General features: G+C 28.9%; 20 protein-coding genes. All 20 read right to left on the bottom strand.

Translation table 11 applies throughout. The features are described from left to right. Positions 1-43: 43 nt before the first annotated feature. Positions 44-928, bottom strand: coding sequence for a glucose-1-phosphate thymidylyltransferase RfbA (rfbA, locus tag NU08_RS14690; RefSeq protein ID WP_129747928.1), 885 nt, complete (start codon positions 926-928; stop codon positions 44-46). A 61-nt stretch (positions 929-989) separates the two neighbouring features. Further along, positions 990-1,835, bottom strand: coding sequence for a dTDP-4-dehydrorhamnose reductase (rfbD, locus tag NU08_RS14695; RefSeq protein WP_129747929.1), 846 nt, complete (start codon positions 1,833-1,835; stop codon positions 990-992). Then, on the bottom strand, positions 1,835-2,383 hold the full coding sequence (gene rfbC, locus NU08_RS14700; protein WP_129747930.1) for a dTDP-4-dehydrorhamnose 3,5-epimerase: 549 nt from the start codon (positions 2,381-2,383) through the stop codon (positions 1,835-1,837). Before rfbC ends, rfbD begins: the two co-directional genes overlap by 1 nt. Positions 2,384-2,411: 28 nt before the next feature. After that, the gene (locus NU08_RS14705; protein WP_129747931.1) at positions 2,412-3,533 is read right to left on the bottom strand and encodes a DegT/DnrJ/EryC1/StrS family aminotransferase; all 1,122 of its coding nucleotides are present in this window, start codon (positions 3,531-3,533) and stop codon (positions 2,412-2,414) included. Continuing rightward, positions 3,526-3,951: a hypothetical protein gene (locus NU08_RS14710; protein ID WP_129747932.1), complete on the bottom strand. Its 426-nt coding sequence runs from the start codon at positions 3,949-3,951 to the stop codon at positions 3,526-3,528. The genes NU08_RS14705 and NU08_RS14710 overlap by 8 nt, the downstream gene beginning before the upstream one ends. Continuing rightward, a complete protein-coding gene (locus NU08_RS14715) occupies positions 3,948-4,913 on the bottom strand; it encodes an MraY family glycosyltransferase (RefSeq protein ID WP_129747933.1) in 966 nt (321 codons plus the stop codon). The genes NU08_RS14710 and NU08_RS14715 overlap by 4 nt, the downstream gene beginning before the upstream one ends. 5 nt (positions 4,914-4,918) lie before the next feature. After that, a complete protein-coding gene (locus tag NU08_RS14720; protein WP_129747934.1) occupies positions 4,919-5,959 on the bottom strand; it encodes a lipopolysaccharide biosynthesis protein in 1,041 nt (346 codons plus the stop codon). Beyond that, positions 5,956-7,089 (bottom strand): NAD-dependent epimerase/dehydratase family protein, encoded by a 1,134-nt coding sequence (locus NU08_RS14725; RefSeq protein WP_129747935.1) that lies wholly within the window; start codon positions 7,087-7,089, stop codon positions 5,956-5,958. Before NU08_RS14725 ends, NU08_RS14720 begins: the two co-directional genes overlap by 4 nt. A gap of 11 nt (positions 7,090-7,100) precedes the next feature. Beyond that, positions 7,101-7,679 carry an acyltransferase gene (locus NU08_RS14730; RefSeq protein WP_129747936.1) on the bottom strand — a complete coding sequence of 193 codons (579 nt, stop codon included), beginning with the start codon at positions 7,677-7,679 and terminating at the stop codon, positions 7,101-7,103. Continuing rightward, entirely contained in the window at positions 7,669-8,475 is an 807-nt protein-coding gene (locus NU08_RS14735) for a glycosyltransferase family 2 protein (protein ID WP_129747937.1), read from the bottom strand. Before NU08_RS14735 ends, NU08_RS14730 begins: the two co-directional genes overlap by 11 nt. Positions 8,476-8,555: 80 nt before the next feature. Beyond that, positions 8,556-9,740: a hypothetical protein gene (locus tag NU08_RS14740; protein WP_129747938.1), complete on the bottom strand. Its 1,185-nt coding sequence runs from the start codon at positions 9,738-9,740 to the stop codon at positions 8,556-8,558. Beyond that, positions 9,730-10,719, bottom strand: a complete 990-nt coding sequence (locus tag NU08_RS14745) for a hypothetical protein (RefSeq protein WP_129747939.1) — start codon at positions 10,717-10,719, stop codon at positions 9,730-9,732. Before NU08_RS14745 ends, NU08_RS14740 begins: the two co-directional genes overlap by 11 nt. 43 nt (positions 10,720-10,762) lie before the next feature. Then, the gene (locus NU08_RS14750; protein ID WP_129747940.1) at positions 10,763-12,079 is read right to left on the bottom strand and encodes a hypothetical protein; all 1,317 of its coding nucleotides are present in this window, start codon (positions 12,077-12,079) and stop codon (positions 10,763-10,765) included. Positions 12,080-12,154: 75 nt separating this feature from the next. After that, complete coding sequence (locus NU08_RS14755) at positions 12,155-13,588, bottom strand: lipopolysaccharide biosynthesis protein (RefSeq protein ID WP_129747941.1); 1,434 nt, start codon at positions 13,586-13,588, stop codon at positions 12,155-12,157. A 167-nt stretch (positions 13,589-13,755) separates the two neighbouring features. Beyond that, positions 13,756-14,787, bottom strand: a complete 1,032-nt coding sequence (locus NU08_RS14760; protein WP_129747942.1) for a hypothetical protein — start codon at positions 14,785-14,787, stop codon at positions 13,756-13,758. Positions 14,788-15,071: 284 nt separating this feature from the next. Next, positions 15,072-15,599 (bottom strand): KdsC family phosphatase, encoded by a 528-nt coding sequence (locus NU08_RS14765; protein ID WP_129747943.1) that lies wholly within the window; start codon positions 15,597-15,599, stop codon positions 15,072-15,074. A gap of 4 nt (positions 15,600-15,603) precedes the next feature. Beyond that, positions 15,604-16,638: an N-acetylneuraminate synthase family protein gene (locus tag NU08_RS14770; RefSeq protein ID WP_129747944.1), complete on the bottom strand. Its 1,035-nt coding sequence runs from the start codon at positions 16,636-16,638 to the stop codon at positions 15,604-15,606. After that, entirely contained in the window at positions 16,635-17,405 is a 771-nt protein-coding gene (locus NU08_RS14775) for a cytidylyltransferase domain-containing protein (RefSeq protein WP_129747945.1), read from the bottom strand. Before NU08_RS14775 ends, NU08_RS14770 begins: the two co-directional genes overlap by 4 nt. Before the next feature lie 24 nt (positions 17,406-17,429). Then, a complete protein-coding gene (locus tag NU08_RS14780) occupies positions 17,430-18,491 on the bottom strand; it encodes a Wzz/FepE/Etk N-terminal domain-containing protein (protein ID WP_129747946.1) in 1,062 nt (353 codons plus the stop codon). 7 nt (positions 18,492-18,498) lie between these two features. After that, positions 18,499-20,922, bottom strand: coding sequence for an SLBB domain-containing protein (locus NU08_RS14785; RefSeq protein ID WP_129747947.1), 2,424 nt, complete (start codon positions 20,920-20,922; stop codon positions 18,499-18,501). Between the last annotated feature and the right edge of the window lie 10 nt (positions 20,923-20,932).

A 20,932-nucleotide genomic window follows, 5' to 3' on the forward strand; every position in this document is an offset into this window, starting at 1 on the left:
AAATACAAATTAAACGTTTTAAACAATTAGTTAAAGATACAAATTAAATTTTAACACTTTTTCTCTTTTGTTTTAAAAAATCAATCAGATATAATCCGTAACCAGATTTCAACAATGGCTGGGCCAATTTTTCAAGCTGTTCATCATTAATAAAACCTTGTCTCCATGCAATTTCTTCGATACAGCCAACCTTTAGACCTTGCCTTTCTTCAATAACCTGAACAAATTGTCCGGCTTGCATTAAGCTATTAAATGTTCCTGTGTCTAGCCATGCAGTTCCTCTACTTAATATCCCAACTTTTAACTGTCCTTTTTCCAGATAAACTTTATTAACATCTGTTATTTCATATTCACCACGAGCACTTGGTTTAATATTTTTAGCAATTTCTACTACAGAATTATCATAGAAATAAAGGCCAGGAACAGCATAATTAGATTTTGGCTCCACAGGTTTTTCTTCTATTGAAATTGCATTTTTGTTTTCGTCAAATTCTACAACTCCATATCTTTCAGGATCTGCAACGTGATAAGCAAATACAACTCCTCCATCTGGATTAGCATTATCTTTTAAAAGTTGCTGCATATTTGTTCCGAAAAAGATATTGTCTCCTAATACTAGGGCTACTTTATCTTTTCCTATAAAATCTTCTCCAATTACGAAAGCCTGAGCCAAACCATTTGGATCTGGTTGTTCTGCATAACTAAATTTACATCCTATTGTACTTCCATCTCCTAAAAGCTTCTTGAAATGAGGTAAATCATGAGGTGTTGAAATAATCAAAATTTCATTAATACCAGCCATCATAAGTGTTGACAGCGGATAGTATATCATAGGTTTATCATATACTGGCATTAACTGTTTACTTACCGCTAAAGTTAATGGATGTAATCTTGTGCCAGAACCTCCTGCTAATATAATACCTTTCATAAATTTTAATTTTAGTTTCTAAAAATCAGAATTTTAACAAGAAGATAAAACTCAAATTCTATTATACAAATATTTTTTTTAAACTTTCTTTATAATATGGAACTTCCAAATTATAAATTGACTTTATTTTCTTTTTATCTAACAATGAAAAATTTGGCCTTTTTGCTGGAGTTGGATAAGAAGAAGATGGAATGCCGTTTACCTTACAATTATAACTTCCTAACTCTTTAATACTCAAAGCAAATTCATACCAACTTATTTCCCCTTCATTAGAAAAATTATATATTCCTGAAATCCAATTTGTTGAATTAACAATATCGATCATTGCCTGTGCTAGATCAGCTGCATAAGTTGGCGAACCAACTTGATCATTTACGACACTAATTTCCTGTCTTTCTTGCATTAAGCGTTGCATTGTTTTAACAAAATTGTTTCCAAATTTACTATAAACCCAAGAAGTTCTTATAATAATCGAATCAGGATTTTGTTTCAAGCATGCAGTTTCTCCCGCCAATTTACTTTCGCCATACACATTTATAGGATTTGTTAATGCTTCTTCATCTAATGCGACAGAAGAAGTGCCATCAAAAACGTAATCTGTAGAAATATGGATTAACTTCATTTTATTTTCCGCAGCATATTTTGCAATTATTTCTACCGCCGAAGAATTTACTGTAAAAGCCAATTCCTTTTCTGTTTCAGCTTTATCAACCGCAGTATAAGCACCGCAATTCAAAATCACATCTGCCTTAATTTCATTTAACTGAATAGGCAAAAGATCTAAATTGTCTAATGTGATTTTTGTTCTATCTGCAAAAATCCATTCATATTCTGGGTATTTTGATGATAAAACTGAAAGTTCTGATCCTAATTGACCATTTGCGCCCGTTACAAGAATTTTTTTCATTAAAATAGACTATTACAGTTTTCAATAAAAGGCAGAATCTGATCTTTATCAGAAACAATTGCATCATTCAAATCCATTCCCCAATCAATATTTAAAGATGGATCATCATATTTGATTCCTCCTTCTGAAGCTTTATTATAAAATTGATCACACTTATACATTACTGATGCTGTTTCACTGATCACTGAAAATCCGTGTGCAAAGCCTTGAGGAACTAACAATTGCTTTTTATTTTCTGCTGAAAGTAAAATACTAAATGATTTTCCATAAGTAGGAGAATCTTTTCTTAAATCTACAGCAACATCAATAATTTCACCTTCTAAAACACGTACTAATTTAGTTTGTGCAAAAGGAGGATTTTGATAATGTAATCCTCTTAAAGTTCCATATTTGGAAAATGATTGATTGTCTTGAACAAAATCAATACTAATTCCCAGATCTTCGAATTTCGTTTTACTATAAGATTCAAAAAAATAACCTCTTTCATCTCCAAAAACTGTTGGCTCAATAATAACTAAATCTTTAATGTACGTTTCTTCAACTTTCATATAAATTAGGTAAGTGTTTTTATTTTAATTAATTAAAAAAAGTGTTAATTACTTTTTCTATTCTTTTTTTATCTTCATTTGTAAGATTTGTTCCAGAAGGCAGACATAATCCATTTTCAAATAGCTTTTCTGATATTTTATTACCATAATAAGGATAGCTTTCAAAAATTGGCTGCCTATGCATTGGTTTCCAAATAGGACGTGTCTCAATGTCTGCTTTTTCAAAAGCTTGCAACAAATCATTCTTAACTTTGCTTGATTTTAGCAAAATTGTATTCAACCAATAGTTTGAAAAATAATCTTCATTTTTTGCCTCAAAAAGTTCGACTTCTTCTATAGTTGAAAAAAGTTCTCGATAAAATAAATGATTATTTCTTCTGGAATCTATTTTCTCTTGAAGCGTCTTTATTTGTCCTAATCCAATACCAGCACAAATATTACTCATTCTATAATTATATCCAATTTCACTATGCTGATAATGAATAGCATCATCTTTTGACTGAGTGGCATAAAAAATGGCTTTTTCCTTTACTTCTTTTGAATTTGATATTAATGCACCGCCACTTGAGGTCGTAATTATTTTATTTCCGTTAAATGACAATATTCCAAATTCGCCAAAAGTACCACAATGTTTCCCTTTATAACAACTTCCTAGTGCTTCGGCACTATCTTCAATAATTGGAATTCCATAACGATCAGCGATGGCATGAATTTCATCTATTTTATATGGCATCCCATACAAATGAACTGCAATTATTGCCTTTGGTTTATTGCCTTTTTTAATCCGATCCTTAATCGCTATTTCAAGATTTTCAGGGCATATATTCCAGGTTTCAGGTTCACTATCAACAAAAATAGGAGTTGCACCTTGATATGATATCGGATTAGCAGATGCTGAAAATGTCAAACTTTGGCAAATAACCTCATCTCCTTGTTTCACTCCCAATAAAATGAGTGACAAATGAATCGCTGATGTTCCAGAGTTTAACGCTGCAACGAATGAGTCTTCTCCGAAATAATTCTGAAGTTCAACTTCAAAATCATTTACATTTGGCCCACCAGAAGTAATCCAATTAGATTGTAATGCTTTCTCAATATATTCTATTTCAAAACCACTTTGCTGCGATAAGGATAAATAAATTCTACCCATTTAAATTCCAATAATCAGAAGGATATCGTGCATCATCTTCTTTTACATTGGACAATGGCAAAGTAGAAAATGATATTAATTTTGAGTCTTTTTCTAATGATTCTACTGCATTTGCATAACCCGCAGGAATATGAACAATTTTACTGTCAAATTCAGATACTTCTACTGTTTCAATAGTTAAATCTTTAGAAGGATTTTCCCAATTGTCAATTTTGACAAAATGGATTTTAAAAGATCCACTTACACAATAAAAATTCTTTGAATCTAATTTATGTCCCTGCCAAGCACGGATTGGGTTTTCTTCTGAATTAGTAATGATATAAAATCTTTCAATACCACTAAAACTAAAATCATTAACATATGAAATAGTTCCTCGGTGATCAGAAAAATTTCCTCCCTGAATTACTTCTGGACTCATACTTGTAATTTTAAGTTGCTTTTATTTATTAAGTAAAATTTTAATGAATACACTAAAAGCAATGGAACAATTATAATCGGAAATAATATATAATCGTTTATTTTTTGATAAAGTGATATTACTAAAATAGAAACCCCAATTTGTGCCAATGCATAATACAGCGAAACTAATCTATGCTGTATTTTATATTCATTGCTCAGAATTTGATACAAATGTAAACGATGCGCTTCGAATATATTTTGTTTTAAATAAAGCCTATGTAAAATGGTACAAACTGCATCAACACCGTAAACAGCTAAAAACAAAAGCCAAATAACTGAGTTTGTACTTAAAATTAATTTTAAAACTAAATAAATAATCCAAAATGCAATTGCAATACTACCAACATCACCTGCAAAACATTTAGCCTTTTTTCTATAATTAAAAAATAAAAATACAAGACTCGCAATCATTCCATATTTTATGAAACTGCCATCTGTAAACAGTTGAATTTTGGTATTGACATATAATAAAGACCCAAGTACTGCTAAAGTATAAAGTCCTGTTATACCATTAATACCGTCCATGAAATTGTAAGCGTTTATTAATCCAATGGCAAGCACATAAGATATAACAACACCCCAAATAGGCATAAGTGTAAACAAATTAAGATCTAAGAAAATAAATGTGATAGCGAGAAAATGAATTGAAATTCTAATTTTACTGGAAAGACTTTGAATATCATCCCAAAAGCTTACTACACTTACCAATGTAATTCCTGTAAAGAAAAAGTAATTAGTCTCTATATTTTGTACAAAATATAGCAAAGAAGAAAACCAAAAAATAATTCCTCCTCCTCGTAAAGTTACTTCAGTATGTGAACTTCTTTGATTTGGTTTGTCGATAATATTAAAACGATCAGCGACTTTGAAATAAAGAAGCATTAATATCATTAAAATAAATCCTATTATTATATATTCCATATTATCTAATTTATTCCTTCGATCCAAATATTTGGTTCACTTTCAACAAATAAGCAAGTTAGCCATCCTTTTAGTGACATCCTTTCATATAAAGCAACATCAATATCTTTGTATTCAGACTCAAAAAACTCCTTATTCAAGACTATATTTTCTCTATCGATAATAAATATATTATTAGGATCGTAGAATTTATATTTTCGAATTTCGCTATTTGTCGTTATCATTTTCCTTCTTGCTCCCACTGTTTCAAAAGTTCGCATTGTCAGCCCTTTTTGTCCAGGGTGATTTATGTCCAAAATAACTTTTGAACTCTGATATAAATGAAATAAATCTTTCGCTTTTAAACTTTCAAAACTCAATTTTTTATAATCAAACTCTTTAAATGTTTTATCAAAAAGTTTTTTATAAAAATAAACCAATCTACCCTGCATATAATAATAACAATACGCTCGAATACTATTTTTATTGCACCAATCAACTATATTGTTGCTTATACGATATCTATCTGAATGTGCTGTTCCTAAGAAAAGTAAATCATTTTGTATTTCTGCTTTTGAACTTATATCTACATCTTGATAAAAGTCTAAATAAAAAAGCGGTCTAAATTTAAGTCCAAATTTAACAGCATCATCTGAATCAAATGAAAATTTCTTATGGAAATATTTCAAAATTGCCAGTGCATTTTTGTTATTTGAAAAAGAATCCCAAGTATAAAAAATGCATTGGCACTGAGGTTGTTGTTTTTGAAACTCGCTTAAAAAAAATTCAGGAACAACTTCTCCTTTATTTACAAACAAGTAATCATATTTTTTAACACCTGTATCGTGTAAAATTTTATTATAGTACTTATTTATTTTTATTTGAAGTAAATCTCTCTTAAGTCTGATAATTCCCTTTGTAAAGTTATTGTTTGAAGGTCTCTCATCATAGTAATCAACATTTGCTCCTAACTGCTGTAATTTACTTAAAATTTCTTTCTCAAGATTAAAAGTCTGAACAGAGAAAAACAAAATGTTTTTATTTTTAAGAACTTCGTCAATTATCATTTTAAAAGACCTTTCTTCTTCATTTCCTCAAGAGACTTACTTAATTTATCTTCTTGGATTTCTTGCTGTAGTACCCAAGCAGAAAATTTTTGTATTCCTTCTTTGAAATATACTTTTGGCTCAAAACCTAAACGTTCTTTAATTTTCGCTAAATCTGCAAAATTATGACGAATATCACCTAACCTAAATCTTCCCGTAACAGTAACAGGCACCTCAATTTCATAAGCTTTTATCAATGAATTTGCAACTTCAAGTACATCTGTTGCAACACCAGTACCAACATTAAAAACATGTCCATTTGCTTCTTCTTTTTCAATTCCAAGAATTGTTGCAGCAACAACATCATCTATAAAAACAAAATCTCTTGTTTCTTTACCATCTTCAAAAATCTGGATTGGATTATTATTTCTAATCTGTGTAGAAAAAATAGATAAAATACCTGTATAAGGATTTGACAAAGATTGCCCTGGTCCATAAACATTTTGGTATCTAAATCCTACCGGAGCGATTCCTATTGTTGGGCAAACGGTCATTATCATTTGCTCTTGGTTTTGTTTTGTAATTCCGTAAACAGAAGAAGGATGAATTTTTGAATCCTCATCAGTTGCCAACAATTCAAGCTCTTCTTTATCTGAAAAAGTAAGCTCAAAATTTCCTGCTAACATATCATTTTCATTTCTATGTGTCGGATAAACAATTCCCAACTTTGGATGTTTATATTTTCCTTCTCCATAAATTGAACGAGAAGAGGCAATTACAATTTTCTCAACTGAATTCTCATTATTTGCTAATATATCAAGCATTATTGCTGTTCCCTGGATATTAACTTCTGTGTATTTTTCTATACAATACATAGATTGCCCCGTTCCTGTTTCTGCAGCAAAATGAACTACTACATTCTGATTTTGAAGTGCTTTTTCCCAATCACTTCTTGAAGTTACTGTACCTTCAATAAAAGTAACTTTATCTTTTATACTTTTATAAAGAGGAGAAGTTTCTTGAGGATTTTCTCCGTGTATTTGTTTTGAAAGATTATCCAAAACAGTAACTATATGTCCCTTTTCTATAAGCTTAAGGGCTAAATTGCTTCCTATGAAACCTGCACCTCCAGTAATTAAAATGTTTTTCATATTTATTATTTCTAATTTTCTATAAATGTTCCATCAGGATTTGTTCTGTCCCAAACTTTTTTACTTAAATTATATCTTTTAACTATTCTTGCTGGAACTCCTACTATAACACAGTGATCAGGAAAAGAACCTCTAACAACAGAATTGGAACCAACTATACAATGATTTCCTAAAATAGTACCTGCCTGTATTACTGAACCAAACCCTATAAAACAGTTTTCTCCAATCTTTGTTTCCTTAAAAATGAGAGGTTGCTTTAAAATATGTACCCCAATTTCTTTATACTCATGATCTATATTTGTTATCATAACGTTTTCTGCGATTGTAGTGTCTTTCCCAATAATTAATTGGCCAGCAGATGTAACATGAAAATTCTGACCAATTGAAATATTTTCTTTAAAAAATATTGATGATTCGTTATTAACAACTTCTATACGAGAACCTGGAAAAATTCTTACTCTTTTAGCAAGGAAAATTCTATGGAAATTACCAATATAGATAGGTTTTCCAATATAGGAAGGAAATCCATACTTCCCTAAAAAAGGCATATACAAAATGCCTCTCAAAAACCAAAAAATCTTAAAAATCATAAAACTTAATTTTAGTTAATATTATTCTTCTAAAATATTTTATTTGATAATAAAACCAAAACAATAAAAAGCTCCAAACATTTATTAATTTATTAATTAGGGCTTGCTTTAAAATATACATATTTCCCATATGCATTTTTTTTAAATTTGCAGATAATCCACTATGCCCAAAACTAGGCTTACCCTCACCCGTAACTACTAAAGATTGTGGAGAGTAATAAAAACTAGAATTGGCACAATAACGAACCCACAATTCACCATCTTCAGCATGAGTCATTTTTTCATTATAGCCTCCATAAAGTTCAAAAAGTATTCTCTTAAAAATTACTGTAGAAGTCTGCGGATACATTTTTATCAATAACTCCTTTACATTTACTTTATGCAAAGTATTAATTTTTTTACCTAGTATTTTCAGTGTTTCATTATTCCTGCTACACCCAAGAAAATCAATATTTAAATTTTCTTTAAGTATTTTTATTTGATTTTCTATTTTATTAGGAAGCCATCTATCATCAGAATCCAACAATGCAATCCACCCCCCTGAAGAAGCCATCAATCCAACATTTCTAGCAGATGAAACACCTTCATTAGATTTGTTAATTAAATTAAAACTTATCTTACTCTTATTATTTATTATAAAATCCTCTACTATTTCTTTTGATTTATCTGTTGAACCATCATTAACAACAATCACTTCCATAATCCCATCATAAGTTTGTTCTAATATTGAAGTCATACATTTATGTATTGTCTTCTCTGAATTAAACATTGGAATTATTATTGATATTTTATCCATTGACCTAAATATATTTAAATAGCTAAAAAGTTAACTTAATCTATATTGTATTAAAGAAATTCTAATACTAAAGAAGCTCATTATAATTGTTTTTTTATTAATAAATTGTGTAAAACAGATAAGATAAAAGGATAAATCAAATCAATACTTATTCCTGAATAAATCCAAAAATTATTAAAAACTTGGAAAAAAATCATGGATAGTAAAATAGCAAAACCTGAATGAAAATATGAAGAATTCTTTATAATCATGAATAAAAAAACATTAAAAGTCATAAAAAAGAACATTAGAATAGGTCCTAACCAACCTAAGTACATAAATGGTAATGAATAGACTGTTGGTGCATTAATAATTTCAAAAACAAAGTAATCACTTAAATTTTCTGTTTCATTTGTTTGTAATTTTGCAAGTCTCTTCCCCAAAAAATCGGGAAAAATACAATTAACCATAAAACGATTAAATGATGTCACATCAACTTCCTTCTGTGAATGTGCACTATTAACAACGCTTTGCAGATTACCTAGAGGGGAGGCCAAATATAAATAAGACCAATAAAATTCTTTTGGTATGTTACTACTTTTAAACGTATCATCAGCACTTGTTATGTCCAAAATCATTTCCTCATTTTCTCTACTACTTACTGATCTTAAATTACCAAGAACACCAAATAAATAAAAAACACTTAAAATAAATAATAATAAATAAAGTAATGCCCTTAATTTAATAATCTTAATATTAAATAAATACAAAAATAAGCATGCTAATAGAATAAAAAATATGGTTCCTCTACTAACAACCCATAATTGAAATAATAAAAAATATAAAAAATAAAACAACAGTCTTTTATTGCGATTACATAAAAATTGATGAAAGATATAAATTGTATAATAAATTGTGAAAGATGCCAGAAAAACATGAAAAACAGGTATACCTTCAAAATCGCCATAACTTCCACCATGAGTAAACAATAAAACAAAAGGAATACCTCTATTGTCTATAAATTCTATCGCATAAGATATAGTTACTAATAAAAGGACAAACTTATTTTTTGCATCAGAGTTAATCTTCTTTAAAACAAATATATTCGTATTTCTGATCATTCTTCCCAAAAAAAAGGAAATCAAAAATGTAAAGGTTAAAAAAAGACCAACAGAAATTGTTAAATCTGGATAAGCATTGGACCACTTTAAATTATATATAAAGAAAATTAAAACAAAACTAAATATATATAAGTAAAAAGGATTGGTAAACCACTTAGTTTTCATTATTTCCAAATATGTTTTCTAACCAAAGTTCTATAGACAACATTGAATTATCTGAATTTACTGACAAATATTCTTTTATAAAGTCATGTTGAACGAATACATTCTTTTCATTAAAAAAAGAAAAAATTGCTGTATTTTTAACAAGTTGATCATGTTTGAGATTCTCATTATTGGTTAAAACTTTAACATTCATGGCAATAGCTTCAATTACTCTCATTGCTAAACCTGTTTGTCTCGGATTACTAACGTCTACCATAACTTTTGATTTGGACAAAATATTTAAATAGTTAGCCCTATTCATTGGAACAAAAGAAACAATAGACCTATCAAGAAAATTACCCTTTAAAATTTCTTTTAAATATGATGAAAATGGCATGTATAAAAAGGCCTTTAATTTATAATTATTGGCAATTGTAAACTCTCTAAAAGAAATAACCGCATCGTACCTTTCTGGAAAACACCACCCCATAAAGAAAAAATCATATTCTTTTTCTTGCTTAGCTTCTCTGTAAGGAATAAGGTCATCTGTATAAAATAACGGAAGATATTTTATAAAGGGCATATCATTGCAATCTTTAAAGTCAAATGAATAAACTTCATGAAATAAAGTGGCTACATTTGAAAATGAATTTGCCTCATTAGAATCCCACTGATACATTATTGTTTTTGCTTTTGGATTCAATTTCTCGAACTTATGGACAAAATCGTATGGTAGCATATAACCTCTAATCACAAATAAAAAATCATAATCGACATCTTTAGAATTTACTAAAATCGAATCATAATGTTTATTTTGAAACTTATTCAAATGATTTTTAAAAAAATTATTTATAATTTTAAATTTCCAGCCATAGTTTCTTTCAGCGTAAAAATCAACCGTAGCACCTAGCAATTCCAGTTTTTCCTTAATTAAAGTATGGTAATTATGAAAAATTGGACCAATAAATAAAATTTTTTTATTTTGAAAATTATTAGGCATATCGTATTTTGCTTGTTTTAATAAAATTAATCATTTAGTAGAATTAACTTCCTAATAAACTTTTGACAAACTCAAATTCAGTTTCCAAATTAGATGAAAAAATATTCTTTTTTAGTAATAGATTTTGGTTTCTAATTATAGTTTCATTATATTCTAAATCCAACTTTCGTTTAAGTATTTCATTTTTCAAATCACTGGCTTTCATAAATGCATCCGTATTTTCAAATAATGGGCTACTAACTCCATCAATATCAAGTTCAATTAAAGATGTCCCAGATAAGACTCCTTCCAAATATGCGCCCGAATTAATATTGATTAAAACAAAAGCTTTATCTAATAAATCTATTAGCCCTTGTTCATTTCCAACAACTTTTATGTCAGTTTTGATCTCATTTAATCTACATATTTCGCTAATCACATCTTTAATTTTCTTTATATCTTGAGTTGGATGTATTTTTATTATTATTCCGTTAAATTCTTTAATTTCAATTAAAATACTTTTTAAAATAGATTTGAATTTATTTAATGGAAAAACAGTCGGAGTGATTAAAATAGCTCCTTCAGTAGAATTGCCTTTCTCTCTAATTTTATTAAATTTAGTTGTTCCCACTATTTTGATCCTATCTTCAGCTAAACTAAACTTCAATCTTTCTTTTGAGATTTCTCCCCAACACATAAAATAATCTGAAAAGAGCACACTATAAAGAGATTTTTCCGAATTTGGTATTTCACCGTGTTGATGAGTAATTGTTTGGATATTGTTAAAATTTGCAACCTTGGCGAAATAAAAATCAGGCAATAAAAAATCCTGTGTCGTAATTACCACTTTCGGCGTTACTTTGCTATAGAGAGCAGTTAAAAAATCAATATATTCTCTATATTCTGTAAAAATAAAACTCTCATTAATAGTGTAACCACTACATAAATCACCAAAATTAAAATTATAATCAGAGGTTTTAAAAAATATGTAAGAAAAATTATTTTTTACACAGTATTCTTCAACACATTTATGATTTGTAACAATAAGCAAATCTAACTTGTTAGGATACTCATTGATAAAATCTAGTAAAATTTTAGAATGCCTTGTATCAGCAATTGAAAAATTAATTGCAACTAATATTTTGTACTTATCTTTCTTGAAATTATTCTCTAAAAGTATCTTTTTAGAAAATATTATTTTTTTTAATAACCCTACAAATAATTTAACAAGACTTTTCCACCAAATCGTATTACGTAAACCTACCTCTTTTAAATACTTAAAGGTTATCAAAGATTCTTCTAAGGCATACTCTTTATATTTTTTATCTATGGATATAGATTTTAGAACATTTTCAACTATTAAAGTCAAATTATTTTTCATTAATTTTTTTTGAATTATTTAATAACTACATTCTCAAAAAAGTCTCTTCAACGATCGAACCAATCTCCTCTTTAACTACTTAAAATTAACTCTGTCTTTAGCAAATATCACTTTGAAGAAGTTCAAATCAATATTAAAAAATTTAAAACATAGAAATACAAAAGATATAAAAATAATAATCTTGAATATTAAATTTGCTAATATGCTAAAATTAAATAATTCATCATAAAGTAGTGGTACCAATACAATTTGTAAAATTAATATGCCTTGAGTAATGATATACTTTTTAGTAATAATCGTATGGCATTGAAAGATAATATTTGAAAATAAAAAAGAAGCCGCAGAGGCAATTATAGCACCATAGCAACCATAATGCGGAATTAAAATAAGATTTAGAACAACTGAAATGACAGCTGAAATAATAGAAATGAAAGAAACCATTTTTTGTTTTTTATTTGCTATCATTAAGATATTTAAATAAGTATTAATACCCGCAATAACTACAGAAACGATAAAGAATGGCACTAACTTATATCCCTCTTTAAAAGCACCTGATGTTGCGATTGCAAAGAATTCTTTACTAAAAATAGAAGTACCAAAAGCTCCTGCAAAAAGAGCAAGTAAATAGAATTTGTATAATCTTAAATTCGTTTCCTGAAAATTTTCATTAAAATATTCCTTGAATAAAATAGGCTCAAATGTTTTATACAGGGCTTGAATTACAATATTTAAAACAGTCGCTAAAGTTATTGCAACAGAAAAAACACCTAATTGATCTAGTGAAATATATCTTTCTAAAATTACCCGATCACTTAAAGAAACAAATAAAAAAGCCAGACTTCCTGGCAAAATGGGCAAAGTAAAATGTAACGCTTCCTTTATTAATTTAAAATTTATCTTGAAAATACTATTTTTATAAATCATATAAAAATAAACAAACATATAAGGAACATTAATAACTAATCTTGCATAATAGCTTCCCAACAAACCTTGATTACAAATAACCACAAAAACATAAACCATCAAAAATTGAAGTAAAGTCCTTGACAAACTTAACATTAAAAATCCTTTTGCATTTTCTTTAACTCGATATAATACTAAAGGGATAATGGAAATTACATCAAAAAAATTGTTTAAAATTGCTAATTGGAAATAGGGTTTAAATGGAATATTAATACTAAAAACATCTATTAATATTGGAAAAAAGACCATTTGAAGAACTACCAAAAAGCAATTGAATCCAAAAATAAACAGAAAAATACTGCCAATTAATTCTTTTTTGGAATTTTCATCTTTTACACTGTAATAATGACGTAAAACAAAGGTATTTAAAGATAAAGCTGCAATCACAAATACAAATGTCATTACTGAATTGGTATAGCTTACAATACCATATTCATTTGCTGTTAGGTATTTTGTTAAAATGGGTAATAAAAGAAATGAAACAATTCTTGGAACAATTTCTCCTATTGAATAATATATAGTGTTTTTTACGAGTTTCTGAGACATTAAATATTTGAAGGATTTGCTTTTTTTTTTAAAACATTTAAATAAAAAATTAAAATTAATATGACTGAAAAGTTACAGAAAATGAACTATAACAAAAATTGCGTTAGCTTATATATTATGGAACATATATTATAGTAAAGACATTTATACAATGTTTATTATTAAAACTAGGGCACTTTAATATGTGTTAGATCAATTTTAGAAAGATAAATGGCAGTACTTATCTTATTTTCATGCGCAGAATAATAGCTTATCCATAGATAACCATCTTTAATAACCATTCCAGGATAGCCACAATCACCGCTACTTGGTAAAGTCGCTAATTTAGTGTATAAATTATCACTGAAATTAAAATAACCAAGGATTGCTTTTCCATTATCTCTTCCAGATAAAATTAAACCATTTTTAAAAAACACGAAATTAGGCCCTCCAATACTAACAATTGGGATCTCACCTATTGTTTCCCATTTTTCACCTTTATTTGTTGACTTTAATAAAACAGAAGGTCCTTCGTTTCTTCTTACCAAGCTATAAAAATCTCCGTTTTTGTCAACACGAATGGTTGCCTCTGATGGTATTGCTCCAATTTTTTCAAAATATCCTCCCTTATTTATAAAATTCATTCCATCTTGACTACTATATAGGTCAAATATTCCCTTTGTATTGTAACCAAAAGAATAAGCAACATCTTTATACCATGTCACACGCCAAGGCCAAGCTTCATTCCCCTTAATTCTTGCTGTTTCCTTTTTTTTATTATCGAGTAATACTGGCTGTAGATTGTTCCATCCCACCTTATTCCATTCAGAAACAAAATCTTTAAATTCGACAACTCCACCATTCAGCCAAACTGAACCATGAAGATAAACTGATAACCTATTACCATTTACAGAAAATTTAGGATCGCGCAAATCGGTTCCATCAACACTAAACTCTTTTATAAATTTCCATTCTTTGCCATCTAAACTATTAAAAATCTTAATAATTCCATCACGCCCATAAGCATGCTTATCTGACTCTCTATATACTAAAAAAAATTGGTTTTCAAAAAAAACCAAGTCCGTAAATGCATTATACAACTCTACCCCATTAAAGGTTATTCTTTGGGTTACTATTTTAACTGAATCATTCTCATCCTGAGCTGTACAGGAAAAACAAAACACTGCACAAAGTAAAAAATTAAGTATTTTTATTTTCATATAATTTTTATTTAACAATATAATTCCACTTTAATACATTTCCATTTTCCGGATTTATAACATCATTGTAATCTTATAAACAAATAAGCCATTAATTATTATATATCCCTCACATTTTTATAGTTAAAGAAGGATAACTTTAAAGTCATTATAACTAAAATTAATATCTTAATTTCTCATTATTTCTATAAGCTTTTAATGCCATTTCGATATATAACTATTTTAAATTCTTGCGGAAAAATCATAGCTTTCTTTTTTTAAACTGCATATTACATTAAGTATATCTACTGTTTAAATCCTTCTAAAGAATGTAAGTAAAAATTTAATGCCTTTTCTAAATATTCTTCTCCTAGTATTCTCTCTACAAACTCTCTAAATACACCATTTCCACTCTCTTTATCTAATATAAGATTACAATGCTTTTTAACATAACTCGGGGCATTAGCAGGACAAGCGCTTATACCCACATTTTTTAGAACTAGAATATCATTAATATCGTCTCCTATATAAGCAACTTCTAAAATAGATATGTTATATTGTTGACATAAATCCTCAACTATTTGAAGTTTATTCTTGACACCCATAAATAAAATATCTATACCTAATTTATTTGCTCTATTTTTAACAATATTATTTTTCTCTCCCGTAATAATTCCTACGGGTATTTCTAGTAACCTACAAAAAAGAATTCCAGCACTATCTGATGTGTTATACTTTTTAAATTCGTTTCCTGTATTATCATAATACATTCCACCATCAGTCCACACACCATCAATATCAGTAAGGATAAGTTTCGGGAGAGTTAGAATCATAATATTAATTTATAAAATGAGGGTAAATTATCTCATTAGCATCCACGTCTTCACTTAATACCTGACCAATAAGTTGCTTTCTTTCATCCCATTTTAGGCCATCTCCTGGACTCAATAAGTGCAAATCAGATTCAGAAATAATATGCCCTTTTTTCAAATCCTTCAGAGTTGCAATAGATCTTTCTAATTTAACTCTCGCTGATTGTACTGAATCCGCAATAAATATATCTTCAACTCCCATAGAAAGTTCTAGATTTCTAATATCTCTTACCATTCTTTCGATTCCTTCAACTGCTAAAGATCCTGCCTGATCAGTTCCTTTCATTAATCTATCTAGTGTAATATGCTTTTCAATTATTTTGGATCCCATTGCGACTGCTGCAATTGGTGTCGCAATACCAATTGTGTGATCTGAGTAACCAATTACAAAATCAGAATAATTATTCTGAAGATATTTGATTGTATTCAAGTTTACATTTTCATATCTTGTAGGGTATTCTGATACACAATGCAGAATACCAATATTGCTATGATGTTTTGTTATTACTTCCAAAGCATTATCTATCTCTTTTACACCCCCCATTCCTGTAGATAAGATTATTGGGATTTTTGTTTCTGCCATTGCATTCAATAGTGGCAAATTTGTTAAATCTCGCGAAGCAACTTTTAACTTATCAGGTGTAAATAATTTTAACAAACTTAAACAACCAACAGCGCAAAGTGTTTCCACGAAATCTAGTCCATAACTTTTAGCATAATTATAAATTTCCAAATGCTCTTGGTCATCCAATTCTAAAAATTCCCTATGTTCCCCATAGGTCTTACCAAAAGAATGGGGTGTATCATAAGGTTTAGCCATTTGAGAAGCAGATAGTTCCTGTTTCAAATCACGTTTAGTTAGCTTAACTGCATCCATTCCATTTAACTTTTTGCCAAAAAGTTTATCAACAACAGGCCTTGATACTACATCAATAATTAATTTTGCAATATCAACTGAACCATTATGATTCTGACCGATTTCACCAATAATATATGTCATTTTGAATATTTTTTTATGTTATTAATCATTTTATATTTATATTTTTCATTAGAATCTATAAAATCAATTAAGAAACTAATTCTATTATGATTTTCATTAGTTTCCAAATAAAGAGATGCTAAATTATCAAAATCTTCTTTATCATCCAATGTCAATCTTATGTCTTCCCTTAAGTAAACCTCTGAGGGGCTATTTACTAATTTAACATTAAAAATTTCTGAATTTGAATAAATGAAATTTGTAACGTGCTCTTGAAAAACTGATTCATTTTGAAGCTCTGAAACTTTTATTAAAGCTCTTAATGATACAATTTCAGCAAACAAACCAATATGCGTTTTTATAACAGGAATTTTTAAATAGTTACAATAACTTATATAATCCAGTTTCGGTTGTTCCTCAAGTTCTTTAATTAAATAAGCTATGGAGTCCATGTTCAGAAAGGGATTATCTGAACAGATACGCACTAAGTGTGTAAGATTTTTTTCTAACCCTACCTCAACAAATCGGCTCAATACATTTTCTTCACTGCCTTGATAAAAATCAATATCATGCTTTACTGCAAATTCACTCAAAATATCATCATTAAAATTTGTTGAACTAGCGAGAATAATTGGATATATAGAAAACCTTAATTTTAATTTTTCGATTAAAATATCTAATATAGATTTATTTTCATAAAATCTCATTAGAACTTTATTAGGAAGCCTACTTGAGCCTGTTCTTGCTTGAATTACAATACCAAGCTTAATATCTTTATGCTTTTCCATTCAGAGAATAATTACAAAACCATACTAAAATGTTTTTACAAATCTTTTAAAAATCAAAAATAAAATTGTTAAAAAACTAGTAAGGAATCCTCCAAGAATAAGCCCCTTTAACTTACCAAATTTTTCTTTTTCTAATGGCAAAATTGGTCTGTCTATAACTTGAATTAAAGGAGTTTCTCTTCTTAAAGTAACTTTAGCCAGTTCAGTTTGTTTTACTAATTCAGTTAAAATAGCTGTGTTTGCTTGTACATCTACTTGTCTCCTAACTGAAGGAGCTCTTCGTACATTTAAGGCGGGATTTAAATTAAAAGTATTATCATTAGCTACAGCAACCCCTGTTATTGCACCATTAAGTTCATTTCGGATTGAATCCGTTTGATACTCCAAAATATCCATGTTTAACCTCGCCTTTTTGCTTTTTGTATCAATATAAAATTTACCTACTTGTTTAGCCAGAGCCTCACAGAAATATTTAGAAAACAATTCATCTGTTGAAGAGACTTCCATAGTAATAATTGACGCTTTTTTATCTTTAGTAGCGACGTTTAAACCTGAATTTGAAAGCTTTTTATAGATTTCTCCTAAAATACTATCTTGGATCCTAGTAAATTCTTGTCGTTTCTCATCAGGTAAAAATTTAATATTTTTCAAGTTAGGTTTTTCATTCCAGCTTTCTCGCCATTCATTGTTCTGAATATACATTTCAGCCAAAGAAATTGTTTTACCATTTACTATAACGGGACTTAACAATGTTTTTTCAACCATTGCTCTTGATTTAAAAAGCTCAGTTAAATTAGCACCTGTAAATATTCCTCCAGCATTACCGCCTAAATCAAGTCCTAATGTACTTGCAAGCCCTAATGCTCCACCTAATCCTCCCCCTCCCTTTTCATCTTCTAAAGCAAAAGACAATGTCGCTTTATATATAGGTTTTTTAATTATAGAGTACACTACACCTAAAGAAGCTCCAATAATTCCAGCGATTAAAATTATCCTCCATTTAGAAAGCAAATATGCATACCATTCTGATGCTTTAGACAATAATTCTTTTAGTGAAATTTCGTCGTTGTCTATAGTATTATTCATTATAAAATTATTTAAAAGCAGTTACAATCAACAATGCCAAACTAGTCAATACACTTCCTATACTAACCCACTCTCCAGTACTCATTTTTTTTGTCTCAGGTTTCTCAGGCACAACTATTTGTGAGTCAGGCTCCACAGTTGGGTACGATCTAAAAAATAGAAACGATTTAGTTACATCAGCTTTTCCATTAGGATAAATTATATATGCTTTTTTCTTCCAACCTTTACTATCAACTCCCCCAACTGAATTAATATAATATTTAAATCCTTTTCCTGATCTATATGGAATTTCAGATGTCAATAAGACATTTCCTGTTACTTTTACCCCTTCATTGTAAACCGCAACCTCTATCTCATCACCAGGAAACAAAGTCACATTAGAATAATGGTTTTTGTCCTTTACTATTTTTTCCCAATTAATTGGAATCGTCGAAAACTTTAAATCGTTTTCTAGCTTATTTATTAACTTATTATTTAGCGTATCCGTTTTCAAATTCAAATCTACACTTTTTAACTTTTCAATCTGATCTTCCTTAATGGGTCTAAGAATTTTCATCCCTTCCAAATTAGCTACAGATGTCAATCCACCAGCTCTCATTACAACATTATAAACCGTTTCTTTTTTATTTGCTAAAACATATTTCCCTGGATAGGCAACAGCACCTTTTATAACTACCATCTGTGGTTTTTCATAAACTGCAATTCTTCGAATATTAACTACATCAAAAGGTTTTAAAATAAAATTCTTGGCTTGTTCATTACTATCTGCAGCAATTTCGAATTGAACTAATTCGATACGTTTTGGATCGGAATCATCTATAATATCAGATTTTATCATTCTAGCAATTTCAACTCTTTTAGATGCTGATCCTGTCAAACCTCCAACTTGAACAATTAAATCGTTAAGAGTCAAATTCTCTAAATAATCATATACCCCAGGATTCTTTACTTCTCCATCAATAGTGACTTTATATTCTTCTCTAAAATCAAGGATAGAATAAACCGTAACTATATCTTCTCTTTTTAATTCAATATCAGCATTTAAATCACCTGACAATGCAGCATTTAAATCGACATTCATAATTTCTGTTGTCAAATCAGTTTTTAGACGTATTATTCGTGCTCTTTTACTGTATGCATCTTCTTTTAGTCCTTCAGCTCTAGTTATAAGATCAGATACGCGCATACCTTCAGTAAATGAGTAATAATCAGGTCTAAAAACGGCTCCTTCTATTTTAATTCTATTTTCAAAACGATTTAATATTTTTGTAATTCTAAAAACATCTCCTGATTGAGGAAGGTAAGAATTGTATTCACTTTCATTTATGTCATGAACTTTAAATTCTTTACCTGTTTTCTGTAATACATTTACTGAAGCTGTATAAGCAAATTCATTAAAACCTGAAGCAAAATTTAATAAGTCTGAAAAGGTTTCTCCTTTTTTCATTTCAAAAATACCTGGACGTTTAACTTCTCCTTCTACAGTAACACGTTGACTATACGCTGGAATTCTTATAACATCATTTTCTTTTAAAGCAACATTGTCAGATTGATCTCCCTTTACTAAGAATCTATATATATCAATATTCTTATAGACTTTATTATTTCTAATTAATTCAATATTTCTATAACTTCCATTTTTTCCTGGACCTCCAGCTAAATGTAGAGCGTTATATACAGTTGCTAAAGAAGAAATTGAATAGTTCCCGGGCTGTTTACCACCTACAATCGTTATTTTTATTGTTCTTATTTGGCTTAAACTAACGCTTACCTGTGATTGTCCCGAACGAACAGTACTATAAACTTTTGCGATAGCAGCTTTTATTTTTTGAGTTGCAGCTTCAATAGACATTCCAGATACTGAAATTTGTCCCACATATTGAATAGCTACTTTGCCCTCAACCGAGACTGGTATTGATGCATTATACTCTTGAACACCATAAACACTTACTTGCAACTCATCACCTGGGCCTAAAACATAATTCACTGGAGTTGCCATCTTTAAATCTGGTTCAAAATTTAAAGTTGGATTGTCAAACAATTCAGAACCAAAAATCAAGACATTAGTAGAGTCTTTAACTTTGTCATTTTTAATTTTGTCTTGTTTTCTACCAAAACCACTTTTGTCTTCTTGTTTTTGGGATTTATCTTCAATGCCTTTATTTAATCTTGTTGAATATTCATTAAGTCTTGTCTTTAATTTATCATATTCCGTCTGACTCATTCCTTTTGATAATGCCATTGGCTCAACTTGTTCAATTGTAGTATTATTACTTTTTAGTTGTGCACTAATTTTAGCTATGTCATCATCAGATAAATAATCTACCTTGACAGTACTTAAGTCTTTTCCTTTTAGAATATCTTGTGCCTTAACATGATAGGAAAATATAAAAGTAAAAAACAGAATAAGAACGTATATTATTTTTTTCATGTTGATTTGT

This window comes from Flavobacterium anhuiense (assembly GCF_004151235.1).
In the GTDB taxonomy this organism is placed as follows: Bacteria; Bacteroidota; Bacteroidia; order Flavobacteriales; family Flavobacteriaceae; genus Flavobacterium; species Flavobacterium anhuiense_A.

Bases quoted from the DNA above. Each gene is read 5' to 3' on its own strand.
- rfbA (WP_129747928.1), bottom strand. From the start codon at position 928: ATGAAAGGTATTATATTAGCAGGAGGTTCTGGCACAAGATTACATCCA.
- rfbD (WP_129747929.1), bottom strand. From the start codon at position 1,835: ATGAAAAAAATTCTTGTAACGGGCGCAAATGGTCAATTAGGATCAGAA.
- rfbC (WP_129747930.1), bottom strand. From the start codon at position 2,383: ATGAAAGTTGAAGAAACGTACATTAAAGATTTAGTTATTATTGAGCCA.
- NU08_RS14705 (WP_129747931.1), bottom strand. From the start codon at position 3,533: ATGGGTAGAATTTATTTATCCTTATCGCAGCAAAGTGGTTTTGAAATA.
- NU08_RS14710 (WP_129747932.1), bottom strand. From the start codon at position 3,951: ATGAGTCCAGAAGTAATTCAGGGAGGAAATTTTTCTGATCACCGAGGA.
- NU08_RS14715 (WP_129747933.1), bottom strand. From the start codon at position 4,913: ATGGAATATATAATAATAGGATTTATTTTAATGATATTAATGCTTCTT.
- NU08_RS14720 (WP_129747934.1), bottom strand. From the start codon at position 5,959: ATGATAATTGACGAAGTTCTTAAAAATAAAAACATTTTGTTTTTCTCT.
- NU08_RS14725 (WP_129747935.1), bottom strand. From the start codon at position 7,089: ATGAAAAACATTTTAATTACTGGAGGTGCAGGTTTCATAGGAAGCAAT.
- NU08_RS14730 (WP_129747936.1), bottom strand. From the start codon at position 7,679: ATGATTTTTAAGATTTTTTGGTTTTTGAGAGGCATTTTGTATATGCCT.
- NU08_RS14735 (WP_129747937.1), bottom strand. From the start codon at position 8,475: ATGGATAAAATATCAATAATAATTCCAATGTTTAATTCAGAGAAGACA.
- NU08_RS14740 (WP_129747938.1), bottom strand. From the start codon at position 9,740: ATGAAAACTAAGTGGTTTACCAATCCTTTTTACTTATATATATTTAGT.
- NU08_RS14745 (WP_129747939.1), bottom strand. From the start codon at position 10,719: ATGCCTAATAATTTTCAAAATAAAAAAATTTTATTTATTGGTCCAATT.
- NU08_RS14750 (WP_129747940.1), bottom strand. From the start codon at position 12,079: ATGAAAAATAATTTGACTTTAATAGTTGAAAATGTTCTAAAATCTATA.
- NU08_RS14755 (WP_129747941.1), bottom strand. From the start codon at position 13,588: ATGTCTCAGAAACTCGTAAAAAACACTATATATTATTCAATAGGAGAA.
- NU08_RS14760 (WP_129747942.1), bottom strand. From the start codon at position 14,787: ATGAAAATAAAAATACTTAATTTTTTACTTTGTGCAGTGTTTTGTTTT.
- NU08_RS14765 (WP_129747943.1), bottom strand. From the start codon at position 15,599: ATGATTCTAACTCTCCCGAAACTTATCCTTACTGATATTGATGGTGTG.
- NU08_RS14770 (WP_129747944.1), bottom strand. From the start codon at position 16,638: ATGACATATATTATTGGTGAAATCGGTCAGAATCATAATGGTTCAGTT.
- NU08_RS14775 (WP_129747945.1), bottom strand. From the start codon at position 17,405: ATGGAAAAGCATAAAGATATTAAGCTTGGTATTGTAATTCAAGCAAGA.
- NU08_RS14780 (WP_129747946.1), bottom strand. From the start codon at position 18,491: ATGAATAATACTATAGACAACGACGAAATTTCACTAAAAGAATTATTG.
- NU08_RS14785 (WP_129747947.1), bottom strand. From the start codon at position 20,922: ATGAAAAAAATAATATACGTTCTTATTCTGTTTTTTACTTTTATATTT.